The sequence below is a fragment of the Pseudomonas sp. B35(2017) genome, assembly GCF_002113645.1.
GTDB classification, from domain to species: Bacteria; Pseudomonadota; Gammaproteobacteria; order Pseudomonadales; family Pseudomonadaceae; genus Aquipseudomonas; species Aquipseudomonas ekonensis.
The window spans coordinates 332,697-347,936 of record NZ_NEIZ01000001.1; the positions used below are offsets into that span (position 1 = coordinate 332,697).

The window sequence follows — 15,240 nt, forward strand, 5'->3', positions numbered from 1 at the left end:
GTGGCGAGGCCGCCACAGGGGCGGGCCTAAAGCATCCGCTCAAGGCCCACGGTGGTGCTGAACCAGGCATTGAACCGTCTCCACCAGCTCCCCGGTTCCTGGGTCAGGGTGTGCAGCTTGCCGTCGTCCTCGGTCACCCACACCACCTTGCCGTCCTCCAGCTTCGCTTCGTAGCTCAGCGCCGGCGCCATGCCCTGCAGCGCCAGTTCCCGCACATGGGCGGCCAGGGCCGGGCTGTCCACCAGCACGCCGACCTCGGTGTTCCACAGCACCGAGCGCGGGTCGAAGTTGAACGATCCGATGAACGCTTTCTTGCCGTCGAAGATCATCGCCTTGCTGTGCAGGCTCGAGTCCGAACCCCGGGAGGACGGCCCGTAGAACAGGCGCGGCCCGCTGCCGCCGGTGGCGCCGGGCTGGCGGCGCAGTTCGAAGAGCCTGACGCCGTGCTCCAGCAGCGCCTTGCGGTACGGCGCATAGCCGCCGTGCACCGCCGGCACGTCGGTGGCCTCCAGCGCGTTGGTCAGCAGGCTCACCGAGACGCCGGCATCGGCGCGCCCGGTCAGGTACACCAGCCCCGGCTGGCCCGGCACGAAGTAGGCGGAAATCATCATCAGTTCCTGGCTGACGCCCTTCAGTTCCGGCGCCAGTTGGGTGGTCAGCAGCAACTGCGGATCGGGCTTGTCCTTGGCCAGCACCTTGCTCGGCGCATCCCACAGCGCCTGGTTCCAGGCCCAGATCAGCTCGCGGCGCCAGATGTCCATGCGCGGGTCGGTGCTGTAGGTCTTCAGTTGCCGGTACAGCGCGTGGTTCTGCTTGCGGGTGTCTTCCAGGGATTCTTCCAGGCGGGTGCGGGTGTTCTGCAGGTCCTTGGCCGTCGGCCGGCTGGAGAGGAACTCGTCGACCGGCCGGCTCAGGGCGCTGTTCCAGTACTGGTCGAAGCTGTGCCCCAACTGCTGCGCCACCGGGCCCACGCTGAGCATGTCGATGTCGGTGAAGTTCAGGTTGGGCTCGGCATCGAAATACTCGTCCCCCAGGTTGCGCCCGCCGACGATGGCGGCGGCGTTGTCCGCCAGCCACAGCTTGTTGTGCATGCGCCGGTGCTGCAGCGACAGGTTGAACAGCCGGCCCGCCGCCCGGGTGACGCCGGTGCTGCGGCCCAGGTGCAGCGGGTTGAAGAGGCGGATCTGGATCTGCGGATGGGCCGCGAGCGTGGCGATGACCAGGTCGAGGCCGTCGCTGGTGGTGTCGTCCAGCAGGATCCGCACCCGCACGCCCCGGTCGGCGGCCTTGAGCAGTTCGTCCACCAGCATCCGCGTGCTGACGCCGTCGTGGACGATGTAGTACTGCAGGTCGAGGCTGCTCTGCGCGTTGCGGATCAGCTCGGCGCGTGCGGTGAAGGCTTCGGTGCTGTTGGACAGCAGCCGGAAGCCCGACTGGCCGTTGTGCGGCGCGGCCTGGGCCTGGATCGAGCGGCCGAAGGCGGACGCCGACGCCGGCAGCGCCTGGCTCGGCTCGCGGGGAGCGTCGAGGGTTGCGCAGCCGCCCAGCAGCGCGGTCAGCAACAGCAGAACGGACAGGGGCTGTCTGAAGCTCACGTGGGATCGTTCCGGATGGCGGAGGTGATGGGCATATGGACGCTGAAGGGCCGCGAAAAGTCAGTCGGTCTCGGCCAGCAGGCGGATGGCCGCTGCGCCGACCTTGCGCACCGCGTCTTCGATCTGCGGCGTCGGTTTGGCAGCGTAGTTCATCCGCAGGCAATTGCGGTACTTGCCGGAGGCGGAAAAGATGCTGCCCACGGCGATCTGCACGCCTTGGTCGTGCAGGGCGCGGTTGAGCTTCAGGGTGTCGAAGCCTTCCGGCAACTCGACCCACAGCATGAAGCTGCCTTGCGGGCGGCTGGCGCGGGTGCCGGCGGGGAAGTAGCGGGTCACCCAGTCGATCATCGCGTCGCGGTTGCGCTGGTACTGGGTGCGCATCCGCCGCAGGTGCGGCTCGAAGTGGCCGGCCTTGAGGAATTCGGCGATGGCGATCTGCGGCTGCGGCGCGGTGGAGCCGGTGCTGATGTACTTCATGTGCAGCACCCGCTCCAGGTAACGGCCCGGCGCCACCCAACCGATGCGCAGGCCCGGCGCCAGGGTCTTGGAGAACGAACTGCACAGCAGCACGCGGCCGTCTTCGTCGAAGGACTTGATGGTGCGCGGGCGAGGGTAGGTGTAGGCCAGTTCCCCGTACACGTCGTCCTCGATGATCGCCACGTCGAAGCGCTGCGCCAGGTGCAGCAGGGCGCGCTTGCGTGACTCCGGCATGATGTAGCCCAGCGGGTTGTTGCAGTTGGGCGTGAGCTGGATGACCTTGATCGGCCACTGCTCCAGCGCCAGTTCCAGGGCTTCGAGGCTGATGCCGGTGAGGGGGTCGGTGGGAATCTCCAGCGCCTTCATGCCCAGGCCCTTGAGGGTCTGCATGGCGCCGTGGAAGCTCGGCGAGTCCACGGCGACGATGTCGCCCGGCTCGCAGATCGCATGGATGCTGGTGGACAGCGCTTCATGGCAGCCGGTGGTCACCACCAGGTCGCCGGCGCTCAATTGGCAGCCGGAATCGAGCATCAGCCGGGCGATCTGTTCGCGCAGTTCGAGGGTGCCGTGGATGTTGTCGTAATACAGGCCGGGCATGTCCTGGCGCCGGCTGATCCGGGCGAGGCCGCGCAGCAGCGGTTTCATGGTCGGCGAGGATACGTCGGGCATGCCGCGCCCCAGCTGCACCACGTCCTTGCGCGGCACGGCGCGGATCAGCTCCAGCACCTGGTCCCACTGCGAGATCTCCACCGGGCGCTGCACCGGTCGGCCCACCACGGGCAGATCCGGCAGCTCGCGGCTGACCGGCACGAAATAGCCGGACTTGGGCTTGGGCGTGGCCAGGCCGTTGTCCTCCAGCATCCGGTAGGCCTGCTGCACGGTGCTCAGGCTGACCCCGTGCTCGACGCTCAGGGCGCGCACCGACGGCAAACGGTCGCCCGGCCGGTAGAAGCCTTGTTCGATGCGCGTGCCGAGCAGCTCGGCGAGGTTCACATACAGGGTCATGGCACTGCCTCGTACAGGTGATCCGGTAGACCGGTACAGATGGGGCGAAAATCGACAATTCAGAGCTCAGGACGGCGAATCTGTATGGAGTTAATACAGATGCGTTGAATCTGTAATGCTTTTGCTCGCCCGCGCATCATGGAATCTCTCGCTACCCAAGTAAACAGGAGCAAAGAAAATGAACGGCTTGAGCGATGTGCGGCTGACGTTACACAGTCAGGAACTGGCGGCAGGGCAACAGGACAGCGCGCGCAATGAGGCCCTGCGCAACGCCCCGTCCGGCCTGGGTCGCTGGGGCCTGTTCTGGCACCGTCTGCACACGCGCAGGGCGTTGCTGGGGCTGACGCCGCAGCAGCTCAAGGACATCGGGCTGACCCGGGAGCAGGCGCTGGAGGAGGGGCTCAAGCCGTTCTGGCGGATCTGAGCCTATTCCGGCCCCATCGCAAACAGGCTCGCTCCCGCGGCGAAAGGCGGGAGCGAGCCTGCTTGCGATCAGGGCAAGGCCTTCAGACCAGCTCCTTGAGCCGGTGCCACAGCATCCCCAGCGCCAGCAGCGGCGAGCGCAAATGCTTGCCGCCGGGGAAGGTGATGTGCGGCACCTGGGCGAACAGGTCGAACCCGCCGCCGTGCTGTCCGCTGATGGCTTCGGCCAGCAGCTTGCCCGCCAGGTGCGTGGCGTTCACCCCGTGGCCGGAGTAGGCCTGGGCGTAATACACGTTCGGCCGCCCCGCCAGCCGGCCTATCTGCGGCAAGCGGTTGGCGCCGATGCCGATCATCCCGCCCCACTGGAAATCGATCTTCGCGCCCGCCAGCTGCGGGAACACCTCCAGCATCTTCGGCCGCATGTAGGCGGCGATGTCCTTGGGGTCGCGCCCTGAATAATGGCAGGCACCGCCGAACAGCAGGCGCCGGTCCGCCGAGAGCCGGTAATAGTCGAGCGCCACGCGCTGGTCGCAGACCGCCATGTTCTGCGGCAGCAGCTCATGGGCCTGGGCTTCGCTCAGCGGTTCGGTGGCGATGATGTAGCTGCCGGCGGGCAGCACCTTGCCGCCCAGTTGCGGGTCGAGGCCGTTGAGGTAGGCGTTGCAGCCCAGCACCAGGGTCTTGGCGCGCACCGTGCCCTGGGCCGTGTGCACCCGCACTTCGGGGCCGTGGTCGATGCGGGTGACCGCCGAACGCTCGAACAGCTTGACCCCCGACTGCTGCGCCGCCGCGGCTTCGCCCAGGGCCAGGTTCAGCGGGTGCAGATGCCCGGAGCCCATGTCGATCAGGCCGCCGACGTAGCGTTTGGAACCGACCACGGTGTGCATCTGGTCGGCCGGCAGTAGGCGGGTCTCGTGGCGGTAGCCGAGGCTGCGCAGTTCTTCAGCGTCTTCGGCGAAACCGTCGAGGTCGCGGGGCTTGTTGGCCAGGTCGCAGTAGCCCCAGGTCAGGTCGCAGGGGATCTGGAAGCGTTCCACGCGCCGGCGGACGATCTCCACCGCCTCCAGGCCCATGAGTTTCATCTGGCGCACGCCTTCGGCGCCGATGACGTTGGCGAACTGATCCAGGCCATGGCCGACCCCGCGGATCAGTTGCCCGCCGTTGCGGCCGCTGGCGCCCCAGCCGATCCGGTTCGCCTCCAGCAGCACCACGCTGAGGCCGCGTTCGGTCAGCTCCAGCGCGGTGTTGAGGCCCGTGAAGCCGCCGCCGACCACGCACACGTCCGCGGCCACCTCACCCTGCAGCACCGGATGGTCGGGCTGCGGCAGACTGCTGGCGGCGTAGTAGGAGGCAACGTGGGGCTGGCTCACGGTGGCGTGGGCGCGGGCATTCATGGGCGTCATCCTGAGCGGGTGTCGAGAAAATTTGACGGAGGATAAGCCGGACGCCGGAAGCCGGGCAACACCGGTCGGCCATCGCTGTCTGGATCACGGCTTTTGCGGCACAATCGCCGCCTGTTCCACGTCGGTCATCGCGTCCATGAGCTGCAACAGCCAGAAAATCCGCTCCCTGCGCCAGCAGATCCCCACGTTCGACTGCGTGCCGGGCTGCCACGACTGCTGCGGCCCGGTGACCACCTCCCCGGAGGAGATGGCGCGCCTGCCGCGCAAGACCCGCGCCGAACAGGACGCGGCCATGGACGCCTACAACTGTGTGCACCTGGGGCCCGAAGGCTGCACGGTGTATGACGAGCGGCCGCTGATCTGCCGGCTGTTCGGTACGACACAGACCTTGCCTTGCCCGAACGGGCGCAGGCCTGTGGAATTGATCCATCCGCGGGTGGAGCGGCAGGTGTTCGAGTACATGGCCGAGAACCGGCAGGTGCTGGTTTGAAGCGTTCGCGCTAAATCCGCGGCGACCCCATCGCTGGCAAGCCAGCTCCCACAAGTCTAGCGGTGAGCGTAGATTCTGCGAACACCTATTGACCCTGTGGGAGTGACTTGCCAGTGATAAGGCCGGCCGGCTCAGGCTCTCTTCCCACAAGTCCAGAGGTGAGCGTAGATTCTGCGAACACCTTTTGACCCTGTGGGAGCTGGCTTGCCAGCGATGGGGCCGGATCAGGCACCGCAAATGTCAGTCGGGAATCGGCAGGCTCAGGCTCTCCTTCACCTCTTCCATCACGATGTAGCTCTTGGACTCGCGCACATGGGGCAGCTTGAGCAGGATGTCGCCCAGCAGTTTGCGGTACGAGGCCATCTCGGAAATCCGCGCCTTCACCAGATAGTCGAAATCCCCTGACACCAGGTGGCACTCCAGCACATGGGGCAGTTTCAGCACCGCGCGTCGGAACTCTTCGAAGGTGTCGCCGGATTTGTAGTCGAGGCTGATCTCGACGAACACCAGCAGGCTACCCTTCAAATGCTGAGGGTTGAGCCGGGCGTTGTAGCCCATGATGATCCCCTCGCGCTCCAGCCGCCGCACCCGCTCCGTGCACGGCGTGGTCGACAGGCCGACCTTTTCCCCAAGCTCCGTGAAGGAGATCCGCCCATCCGCCTGAAGGATCCGCAGGATGTTGCGGTCGATCTTGTCCAGCTCGCGTTTGGTCTGAGTGTTGGTACGCATAGGGGATGCGCCTCCGTGAAAAGGGTTTTTGCCGAGAATTGTCGCCAAATATAGGCGCTTATACAGTGAAAAGCACTGGCGATTCTTTCTTACACTGCGCGCATCATTGCTCTGACAACAGGTTCGCGGTCTGGCCGCGGCGAGGGATACAAAAAATGCGCGTCATGGTCTTGGGTAGCGGCGTCATCGGCACCACCAGTGCCTATTATCTGGCCCGCGCCGGGTTTGAAGTCGTGGTGGTCGACCGCCAGCCGGCGGCCGCCATGGAGACCAGCTTCGCCAACGCCGGCCAAGTGTCGCCGGGCTATGCCTCGCCGTGGGCTGCGCCGGGCGTGCCGCTCAAGGCCATCAAGTGGCTGCTGCAGCGTCACGCGCCGCTGGCCATCAAGGCCACTGCCGACATCGACCAGTACCTGTGGATGGCGCAGATGCTGCGCAACTGCACCGCCAGCCGCTACGCGGTGAACAAGGAGCGCATGGTGCGGCTGTCCGAGTACAGCCGCGACTGCCTCGACGAACTGCGCGCCGAGACCGGCATCGCCTATGAAGGCCGCAGCCTGGGCACCACTCAGCTGTTCCGCACCCAGGCCCAGTTGGACGGCGCCGCCAAGGACATCGCCGTGCTGAAGGAGTCCGGCGTGCCGTTCGAAGTCCTCGACCGCGCCGGCATCGCCCGGGTCGAGCCGGCCCTGGCCAACGTCACCGACATCCTGGCCGGCGCCCTGCGCCTGCCGAACGACCAGACCGGCGACTGCCAGATGTTCACCACCCGCCTGGCGGAAATGGCCGCCAAGCTCGGCGTCGAGTTCCGCTTCGGCCAGGACATCCAGCGCCTGGACTTCGCCGGCGACCGCATCAACGGCGTGTGGATCGACGGCAAGCTGGAGACCGCCGACCGCTACGTGCTGGCCCTGGGCAGCTACTCGCCGCAACTGCTCAAGCCGCTGGGCATCAAGGCCCCGGTGTACCCGCTCAAGGGCTACTCGCTGACCGTGCCGATCACCAACCCGGCGATGGCTCCGACGTCGACCATCCTCGACGAGACCTACAAGGTCGCGATCACCCGTTTCGACAACCGCATCCGCGTCGGCGGCATGGCCGAGATCGCCGGTTTCGACCTGTCGCTCAATCCGCGCCGGCGCGAAACCCTGGAGATGATCGTCAACGACCTTTATCCTCAGGGCGGCAACCTGGCCGAGGCGAGCTTCTGGACCGGCCTGCGTCCGACCACCCCGGACGGCACCCCGATCGTCGGCGCCACCCCGTTCAAGAACCTCTTCCTGAACACCGGCCACGGCACCCTCGGCTGGACCATGGCGTGCGGCTCCGGCCGTCTGCTGGCTGACCTTATGGCCAAGAAAAAGCCGCAGATCAGCGCCGAAGGCCTCGACATTTCCCGTTACGGCAACACCACCCAGGAGTCCGCCAAGCATGGCAATCCAGCGCCAGCTCACCAATGAGCGCATGAGTCAGATCGTCACCCACAACGGCACCGTGTACCTGGCCGGACAGGTCGGCGACGACTTCAGCGCCGGGGTCGAACAGCAGACCCGTGACGTGCTGGCCAACATCGAGCGGCTGCTGGACCTGGCCGGCACCGACAAGCACCATCTGCTGTCGGCGACGATCTACCTGAACGACATCGGTGCGCACTTCGCCGCCATGAACGCGGTCTGGGACCAGTGGCTGCCCAAGGGCGTCGCGCCGGCCCGCGCCACCGTCGAAGCGAAGATGGCCCGGCCCGATGTGCTGCTCGAGATCTCGGTGATCGCCGCACAGCCTTGATCCGACGCTGAAAAATCCCTCTCCCGGCGCTGTTGGCGGTCAACGCCAGCCGGCGCCGGTTTTTCTTCCCATGACCGCCCAGAAGTCTGCCGCCATGCGTCCTGCCCGTGCCCTGATCGACCTTCAAGCCCTGCGTCACAACTACCGTATCGCCCGCGAGACCACCGGAGCCAAGGCGCTGGCGGTGATCAAGGCCGACGCCTACGGCCATGGCGCGGTGCGCTGCGCCCAAGCCCTGGAGGCCGAAGCGGACGGCTTCGCCGTGGCCTGCATCGAAGAGGCCCTGGAACTGCGCGCCGCCGGGATCCGCGCGCCGGTGCTGCTGCTCGAAGGCTTTTTCGAGGCCGACGAGCTGGCGCTGATCGTCGAGCACGACTTCTGGTGCGTGGTGCATTCGCTGTGGCAGCTCGAAGCGATCGAGCAGGCGGCGTTGAGCAAACCGGTCACCGTGTGGCTCAAGCTCGACTCGGGCATGCACCGCGTGGGCCTGCATCCCAAGGATTATCAGTCGGCCTACCAGCGGCTGCTGGCCAGCGGCAAGGTGGCCAAGATTGTGCTCATGAGCCACTTCGCCCGCGCCGATGAGCTGCACGAGCAGAGCAGCGCCGATCAGGTCGCGGTGTTCGAGGCCGCCCGCAAGGGCCTGGCGGCGGAAATCAGCCTGCGCAACTCGCCGGCGGTGCTGGGCTGGCCGCAGATCCCCAGCGATTGGGTGCGCCCGGGCATCATGCTGTACGGCGCCACGCCGTTCGAAGAAGCCAACGCCGTGGCCGAGCGCCTGCAACCGGTGATGACCCTCGAATCGAAGGTCATCAGCGTGCGCGAATTGCCGGCCGGCGAGCCGGTCGGCTACGGCGCCCGGTTCATCACCGACAAGCCGATGCGCATCGGCGTGGTCGCCATGGGCTACGCCGACGGCTATCCGCGCCAGGCGCCGACCGGCACCCCGGTGCTGGTGGCCGGCCAGCGCAGCCGCATCCTGGGCCGCGTGTCGATGGACATGCTGTGCATCGACCTGACCGACGTGCCGCAGGCCGGCCTCGGTTCCACCGTGGAGCTGTGGGGCAAAAACATCCTCGCCAGCGACGTGGCCAAGTGGGCCGACACCATCCCCTACCAGATCTTCTGCAACCTGCGCCGGGTGCCGAGGCTCTATTCCGGGGATTGACGCCCCGAAGCCGTCGCCGCCGACCGCATGCCCCTCCGGGGCCCGGGCCCAAGTGTTGTAAATACTGAACGCTGTCGCCATGATAACGCTCACTATCTCTACAACCTCAGGAGGCGCGTGCCTTGGACGTCGGCGAACGGCTGCAATCGATCCGCAAGCTCAAAGGGCTTTCCCAGCGTGAACTCGCCAAGCGTGCGGGCGTCACCAACAGCACCATTTCGATGATCGAAAAGAACAGCGTCAGCCCTTCGATCAGTTCGCTGCGCAAAGTGCTGGGCGGGATTCCCATGTCCATGGTCGAGTTCTTCTCCGAAGAGATCCTGCAGGAAGTCCCGACCCAGATCGTCTACAAGGCCAACGAACTGATCGACATTTCGGACGGCGCCGTGACCATGAAGCTGGTCGGCCGCGCCCACCCGAGCCGGGCCATCGCCTTCCTCAACGAGATCTACCCGCCGGGCGCCGACACCGGCGAAGAGATGCTCACCCATGAAGGCGAGGAAACCGGGATCCTGGTGGAAGGGCGCCTGGAACTGGTGGTGGGCCTGGAAACTTTTATCCTCGAAGCGGGCGACAGCTACTACTTTGAAAGTACCAAGCCGCATCGCTTCCGCAATCCGTTCGATGCCCCGGCGCGACTAATCAGCGCAGCCACGCCGGCGAACTTCTGAACCGAGAGGCGCCAGGCCGTTGCGGCGAAGGCGTGCGAACCGTTTGACCGATGCGCGACAAAACCCCTTCAACTTTGGGGTTGTTTCAGTGTGGCGGGCTTACCGCTATACTTGCGCCCGCCTGCGAACCGTGGCCGCAGGCGTGAATAGCCACCATTGAGGGTGAACGCGTGAACCTAATTATGAAAATGCTGGCCGCACCAGCAACCGTACTGGCCCTCTGGGCTGCCAGCGCTCAAGCTGCGACCAACGACGATATCGCCAAACGCCTCGAGCCGGTCGGCCAGGTCTGCGTTCAGGGTCAGGAGTGCAAGGGGATGGAAGTCGCCGCAGCCGCAGGCGGCGGTGGCGGCGCGAAGACGCCGGACGAAGTGATCGCCAAGCACTGCAACGCTTGCCATGGCTCCGGCCTGCTGGGTGCGCCGAAGATCGGCGACACGGCGGCGTGGAAAGACCGCGCCGACCACCAGGGTGGCCTCGACGGCATCCTGGCCAAGGCCATCACCGGCATCAACTCGATGCCGCCGAAGGGCACCTGCGCCGATTGCTCCGACGCCGAGCTCAAGGGCGCGATCCAGAAGATGTCCGGCCTGAAGTAAGGCCCCGCATCCTCGAAAAAACCGTCTTCGGACGGTTTTTTTGTGCCCGCGATCCGGCTCTGAGGCTGGTCATTGCAGCAATCTGGCGGCAAGCTCGGTCGTACCTCTATTCATGGAACGGGCGGGAGGCTTCAGATGGTGCAGCTGTGTTCGATCGAACAGGCCGTGGACGATGTGCTGGCGCGGTTGCCGGCGCATATCCACATGGGCCTGCCGCTGGGGCTGGGCAAGCCTAACCGCTTCGTCAATGCGCTGTACCGGCGCATCAAGGGCCTGCCGCAGCGCCGGCTGACGGTCTACACGGCCCTGTGCCTAGGCCGTCCAGCCCTGGGCGACGGTTTGCAGAAGCGCTTCCTGGAGCCCTTCGTGGAGCGGGTCTTCGGCGATTACCCGGAACTGGAGTTCCTCGCCGACCTGCGCCGCGACAGCCTGCCGGCCAACATCCGCATCGAGCAGTTCTTCATGCAGCCCGGCAGCCTGCTGCACAGCACGCAGGCACAGCAGGACTACGTCAGCAGCAACTACAGCCACGCGGCCCGCGACATCAACGCCGCCGGGCTGAACCTGGTGGCGCAGTTGCTGGCCAGCAGCAGTGAGCATCCCGACCGCCTGAGCCTGAGCTGCAACCCGGACATCACCCTCGACCTGCTGCCGATGATCGCCAAGCGCCGGGCCGCCGGGGAAACCATCCTGCTGGTGGGCCAGGTGCACACCGAGCTGCCGTACATGCCCGGCGACGCCGAGGTGGACATCGACACCTTCGACCTGCTGGTCGACGAGAAGGACAGCAGCACGCTGTTTTCCACGCCGAACATGCCGGTGGGGTTTCAGGATCATTTCATCGGCCTGCACGCCAGCGCGCTGGTGCGCGACGGCGGCACGCTGCAGATCGGCATCGGCTCGATGGGCGATGCGCTGACCGCCGCCCTGCTGGCGCGCCAGGCCGACAACGCCGGATACCGCAGCCTGTTGGCCGAGGTGAACCTCAGCCCGTGGGCGCGGCTGATCGAGGGCGAGGGCGGTCTCGAACCGTTCGCCAAGGGCCTGTACGGTTGCAGCGAAATGTTCGTCAACGGCCTGCTGGTTTTGGCGGAGGCGGGGATCATCCGGCGCAAGGTCTACCCGGATGTGCCGACCCAGGAACAGGCCAACGCCGGCACCCTCGATGAGGCCGCGCAATCCGACGGCGTTTCGGTGCACGGCGGCTTCTTTCTCGGGCCGCGCAGTTTCTACGAGCGCTTGCACGAGCTGTCGCACGGTAAGCGCCTCGAATTCGACATGACCCGCATCAGTTACATCAACGAGCTGTACGGTCAGGAAGCGCTCAAGCGCCTGCAGCGCCTCGATGCGAGGTTCATCAACACGGTGTTCACCATGACCCTGCTCGGTGCCGGTGTGGCCGACCAGTTGGAGGACGGGCGGGTGCTCAGCGGCGTCGGCGGGCAGTACAACTTCGTTGCCCAAGGCCACGCGCTGGAGGGGGCGCGGTCGATCCTGCTGCTGCGCAGCTGGCGCGAGGCCGGCGGCGAGGTCAGTTCGAACATCGTCTGGGAGTACGGCCACTGCACGATTCCGCGGCACCTGCGCGATATCGTGGTGACCGAGTACGGCATCGCCGACCTGCGCGGCAAGTCCGACGCGGCGGTGATCGAGGCCTTGCTGAACATCAGCGACTCGCGCTTTCAGCCGGAGCTGACCGAGCGGGCGCAGAAGGCCGGCAAACTGCCGAAGGATTTTCGCCTCGATCCGCGTTTCGCCGACAACACCCCGCAGCGTTTGCAGGGGATGGCCGCGCGGCATCCGAACCTGTTTCCGGAGTATCCGCTGGGGTGCGATTTCACCGAGACCGAACGGGATCTGCTGCGGGCGCTGAACTGGCTCAAGAGCAAGTTCAAGCTGAGCGAAGTCCTTGAGTTGGGGAAAGCGGCGCTGGATGCGCCGCAGGCGTCGGCGTTCCCCGCGCACCTTGAGCGGATGCGACTGACAGCCCCGGAGGGCCTCAAGGAAGACCTGTTCCAGCGCCTGCTGCTCACCGGCCTGAAGGCCACCGCGCAATGAGATCAGCAGCCAAAACAACTGTGGGAGCCAGCAGGCTGGCTCCCGCAAGGGCACTGCTGTGCGGGTTACTCGATGAAGGTGACGACGCCGTCCTTCAGCGATTTGACCCGGGCCAGCGATTCGACGCGGTAGCCCTGGGAGTCCAGCTCGGCGCGGCCGCCCTGGAACGACTTTTCGATGACGATGCCCAGGCCCGCCACGGTGGCGCCGGCCTGTTTGATGATCGAGATCAGCGCCTGGGACGCTTTGCCGTTGGCCAGGAAGTCGTCGATGATCAGCACGCGGTCGCTGCTGGTCAGGTGACGGGGGGAGATGGCCACGGTGCTTTCGGTCTGCTTGGTGAACGAGTACACGGTCGCCGACAGCAGGTTCTCGGTCAGGGTCAGGGACTGGTGCTTGCGGGCGAAGATCACCGGCACGCCCAGGTTCAGGCCGGTCATGATCGCCGGGGCGATGCCCGAGGCTTCGATGGTGACGATCTTGGTGATGCCCGAATCCTTGAACAGCGCGGCGAATTCGTCGCCGATCAGCTTCATCAGGGCCGGGTCGATCTGATGGTTCAGAAAGGCGTCGACTTTCAGGACCTGGTCGGAAAGCACGATGCCTTCTTCGCGGATTTTCTTGTGCAGTGCTTCCATGAAGCGTTCCTCTACTGGCGCCGTGTGCGCCGAAGGTCTAGTAAAAAAGTGGTCGATTCTAACGCTTTAGCATCGCGCGTATATCAGCCAATGCGTTGTTGCCCCGCACGGCCTTGACTTCGGTCGGGGTGTCATCGTTGCCTTCCCAGGCCAGGTCGTCCGGCGGCAGCTCGTCGAGGAAGCGGCTCGGGGCGCAGTCGACGATCTCGCCGTACTGCTTGCGCTTGGCGGCGAAGGTGAAGGCCAGGGTCTGGCGGGCGCGGGTGATGCCCACGTAGGCCAGGCGGCGTTCCTCTTCGATGGTGTCGGCCTCGATGCTGGAACGGTGCGGCAGGATTTCCTCTTCCATGCCCATGATGAACACGTAAGGGAACTCCAGGCCCTTGGACGCGTGCAGGGTCATCATCTGCACGCCCTCGGCGCCGTCTTCCTCTTCCTGCTGGCGTTCGAGCATGTCGCGCAGCACGAGTTTGCCGATGGCGTCCTCGACGGTCATCTCGCCGTCTTCGTCCTTCTCCAGGGTGTTCTTCAAGGCTTCGATCAGGAACCAGACGTTGCTCATCCGGTAGTCCGCGGCCTTGTCGCTGGAACTGTTGGTGCGCAGCCAGTTCTCGTAGTCGATGTCCATGACCATGCTGCGCAGGGCCGAGATCGGATCCTCGCCGGCGCACTGCTCGCGCACCTTGTCCATGAAGCGCTTGAAGCGCGACAGGCGGTCGGTGAAGCGGCTGTCCAGGTGTTCGCCCAGGCCGATCTCGTCGGTGGCGGCGTACATCGAGATCTTGCGCTCGGTGGCGTAGTTGCCGAGCTTCTCCAGGGTGGTGGAGCCGATTTCCCGGCGCGGCACGTTGATCACCCGCAGGAAGGCGTTGTCGTCGTCCGGGTTCACGATCAGGCGGAAGTAGGCCATCAGGTCCTTCACTTCCTGGCGGCCGAAGAAGCTGTTGCCGCCGCTCAAGCGGTACGGTACCTGGTGGTGCTGCAGCTTCAGCTCGATCAGCTTGGCCTGGTAGTTGCCGCGGTAGAGGATCGCGAAGTCGCTGTAGGGCCGGTCGGTGCGCAGGTGCAGGCTGAGGATCTCCATGGCCACCCGCTCGGCCTCGGCGTCCTCGTTGCGGCAGCGGATCACGCGGATCTCGTCGCCGTGGCCCATCTCGCTCCACAGCTGCTTCTCGAACTCGTGGGGGTTGTTGGAGATCAGCACGTTGGCGCAGCGCAGGATGCGGCTGGTGGAGCGGTAGTTCTGCTCCAGCATCACCACTTTGAGCGACGGGTAGTCTTCCTTGAGCAGCATCAGGTTTTCCGGCCGCGCGCCGCGCCAGGCGTAGATCGACTGGTCGTCGTCGCCCACCACGGTGAACTGGTTGCGCTTGCCGATCAGCATCTTCACCAGCAGGTACTGGCTGGCGTTGGTGTCCTGGTATTCGTCCACCAGCAGGTAGCGCACCTTGTTCTGCCACTTTTCGAGGATGTCGGCGTGGCCCTCGAAGAGCTTCACCGGCAGCAGGATCAGGTCGTCGAAGTCCACCGCGTTGAACGCCTTGAGCGTGCGCTGGTAGTGGGTGTAGACGATGGCGGCGGTCTGCTCCTTGGGGTTGCGCGCGTTCTCCAGGGCCTGGGCCGGCAGGATCAGGTCGTTCTTCCAGGCGCCGATCATGTTCTTGATCTCGTCGACGCCGTCGTCGCCCGAGTATTCCTTCTGCATGATGTCGGTCATCAGCGACTTGACGTCGGTCTCGTCGAAGATCGAGAAACCGGGCTTGTAGCCCAGGCGCTCGTGCTCCTTGCGGATGATGTTCAGGCCCAGGTTGTGGAAGGTGCTGACCGTCAGGCCGCGGCCTTCGCCGGCGCGCAGCAGGGTGCCGACCCGCTCCTTCATTTCGCGGGCGGCCTTGTTGGTGAAGGTCATCGCGACGATGTACTGGGCGCGGATGCCGCAGTTCTGGATCAGGTGCGCGATCTTGCGCGTGATCACGCTGGTCTTGCCGGAGCCAGCGCCGGCGAGCACCAAAAGAGGGCCGCCGACGTAGTTCACGGCCTCTTGCTGCCGGGGATTGAGTCGGGACATACGGAAATTCGGGAGTCGTTGACGAAATGGGGCGGCATTTTAACAGGCTCAGCGAATTGTGCCGCACCTGTCCGACTTGTGACGCAGCACGCGGTTACAGTTTGCCGGTTTTGATACTTTCACGCAGGATG

14 protein-coding genes are annotated in these 15,240 nt (G+C 65.5%); 8 read left to right on the forward strand and 6 right to left on the reverse strand.

The features are described 5' to 3' along the window. Positions 1-26: 26 nt before the first annotated feature. Positions 27-1,595, reverse strand: a complete 1,569-nt coding sequence (locus CAG41_RS01530; RefSeq protein WP_085706646.1) for a phospholipase D family protein — start codon at positions 1,593-1,595, stop codon at positions 27-29. Positions 1,596-1,655: 60 nt separating this feature from the next. Next, positions 1,656-3,077 (reverse strand): PLP-dependent aminotransferase family protein, encoded by a 1,422-nt coding sequence (locus tag CAG41_RS01535; RefSeq protein ID WP_085578931.1) that lies wholly within the window; start codon positions 3,075-3,077, stop codon positions 1,656-1,658. A 178-nt stretch (positions 3,078-3,255) separates the two neighbouring features. Between CAG41_RS01535 and CAG41_RS01540 the strand changes: the two genes are divergently transcribed. Beyond that, positions 3,256-3,501, forward strand: coding sequence for a DUF1127 domain-containing protein (locus CAG41_RS01540; RefSeq protein WP_085578929.1), 246 nt, complete (start codon positions 3,256-3,258; stop codon positions 3,499-3,501). Between the two features lie 82 nt (positions 3,502-3,583). Here CAG41_RS01540 and CAG41_RS01545 read toward each other — a convergent pair whose 3' ends face one another. Then, positions 3,584-4,894 (reverse strand): FAD-binding oxidoreductase, encoded by a 1,311-nt coding sequence (locus tag CAG41_RS01545; RefSeq protein ID WP_085706647.1) that lies wholly within the window; start codon positions 4,892-4,894, stop codon positions 3,584-3,586. Between the two features lie 145 nt (positions 4,895-5,039). On the opposite strand from CAG41_RS01545, the gene CAG41_RS01550 reads away from it, so the two are divergent. Continuing rightward, positions 5,040-5,393: a YkgJ family cysteine cluster protein gene (locus CAG41_RS01550; protein WP_085578925.1), complete on the forward strand. Its 354-nt coding sequence runs from the start codon at positions 5,040-5,042 to the stop codon at positions 5,391-5,393. A 240-nt stretch (positions 5,394-5,633) separates the two neighbouring features. Here CAG41_RS01550 and CAG41_RS01555 read toward each other — a convergent pair whose 3' ends face one another. Beyond that, positions 5,634-6,122, reverse strand: coding sequence for an Lrp/AsnC ligand binding domain-containing protein (locus tag CAG41_RS01555; protein WP_003177284.1), 489 nt, complete (start codon positions 6,120-6,122; stop codon positions 5,634-5,636). 155 nt (positions 6,123-6,277) lie between these two features. On the opposite strand from CAG41_RS01555, the gene dadA reads away from it, so the two are divergent. From dadA to CAG41_RS01585, 6 genes are all read left to right on the forward strand, one after another. Next, the gene (gene dadA / locus CAG41_RS01560) at positions 6,278-7,582 is read left to right on the forward strand and encodes a D-amino acid dehydrogenase (RefSeq protein WP_085578923.1); all 1,305 of its coding nucleotides are present in this window, start codon (positions 6,278-6,280) and stop codon (positions 7,580-7,582) included. Further along, positions 7,554-7,907, forward strand: coding sequence for a RidA family protein (locus CAG41_RS01565; protein WP_085706648.1), 354 nt, complete (start codon positions 7,554-7,556; stop codon positions 7,905-7,907). The genes dadA and CAG41_RS01565 overlap by 29 nt, the downstream gene beginning before the upstream one ends. Positions 7,908-8,001: 94 nt before the next feature. Next, positions 8,002-9,075, forward strand: coding sequence for an alanine racemase (alr, locus tag CAG41_RS01570; protein ID WP_085579509.1), 1,074 nt, complete (start codon positions 8,002-8,004; stop codon positions 9,073-9,075). Between the two features lie 122 nt (positions 9,076-9,197). Further along, positions 9,198-9,746 carry a cupin domain-containing protein gene (locus CAG41_RS01575; protein ID WP_007920393.1) on the forward strand — a complete coding sequence of 183 codons (549 nt, stop codon included), beginning with the start codon at positions 9,198-9,200 and terminating at the stop codon, positions 9,744-9,746. 182 nt (positions 9,747-9,928) lie between these two features. Then, a complete protein-coding gene (locus CAG41_RS01580) occupies positions 9,929-10,345 on the forward strand; it encodes a cytochrome c5 family protein (protein ID WP_085578918.1) in 417 nt (138 codons plus the stop codon). Between the two features lie 135 nt (positions 10,346-10,480). After that, positions 10,481-12,403 (forward strand): acetyl-CoA hydrolase/transferase C-terminal domain-containing protein, encoded by a 1,923-nt coding sequence (locus tag CAG41_RS01585; protein WP_085578916.1) that lies wholly within the window; start codon positions 10,481-10,483, stop codon positions 12,401-12,403. 65 nt (positions 12,404-12,468) lie between these two features. On the opposite strand, the gene CAG41_RS01590 is transcribed toward CAG41_RS01585, so the two are convergent. After that, positions 12,469-13,041 (reverse strand): xanthine phosphoribosyltransferase, encoded by a 573-nt coding sequence (locus tag CAG41_RS01590; protein ID WP_085578914.1) that lies wholly within the window; start codon positions 13,039-13,041, stop codon positions 12,469-12,471. A 58-nt stretch (positions 13,042-13,099) separates the two neighbouring features. Further along, a complete protein-coding gene (rep, locus tag CAG41_RS01595; RefSeq protein ID WP_085578912.1) occupies positions 13,100-15,109 on the reverse strand; it encodes a DNA helicase Rep in 2,010 nt (669 codons plus the stop codon). Positions 15,110-15,240 lie beyond the last annotated feature (131 nt).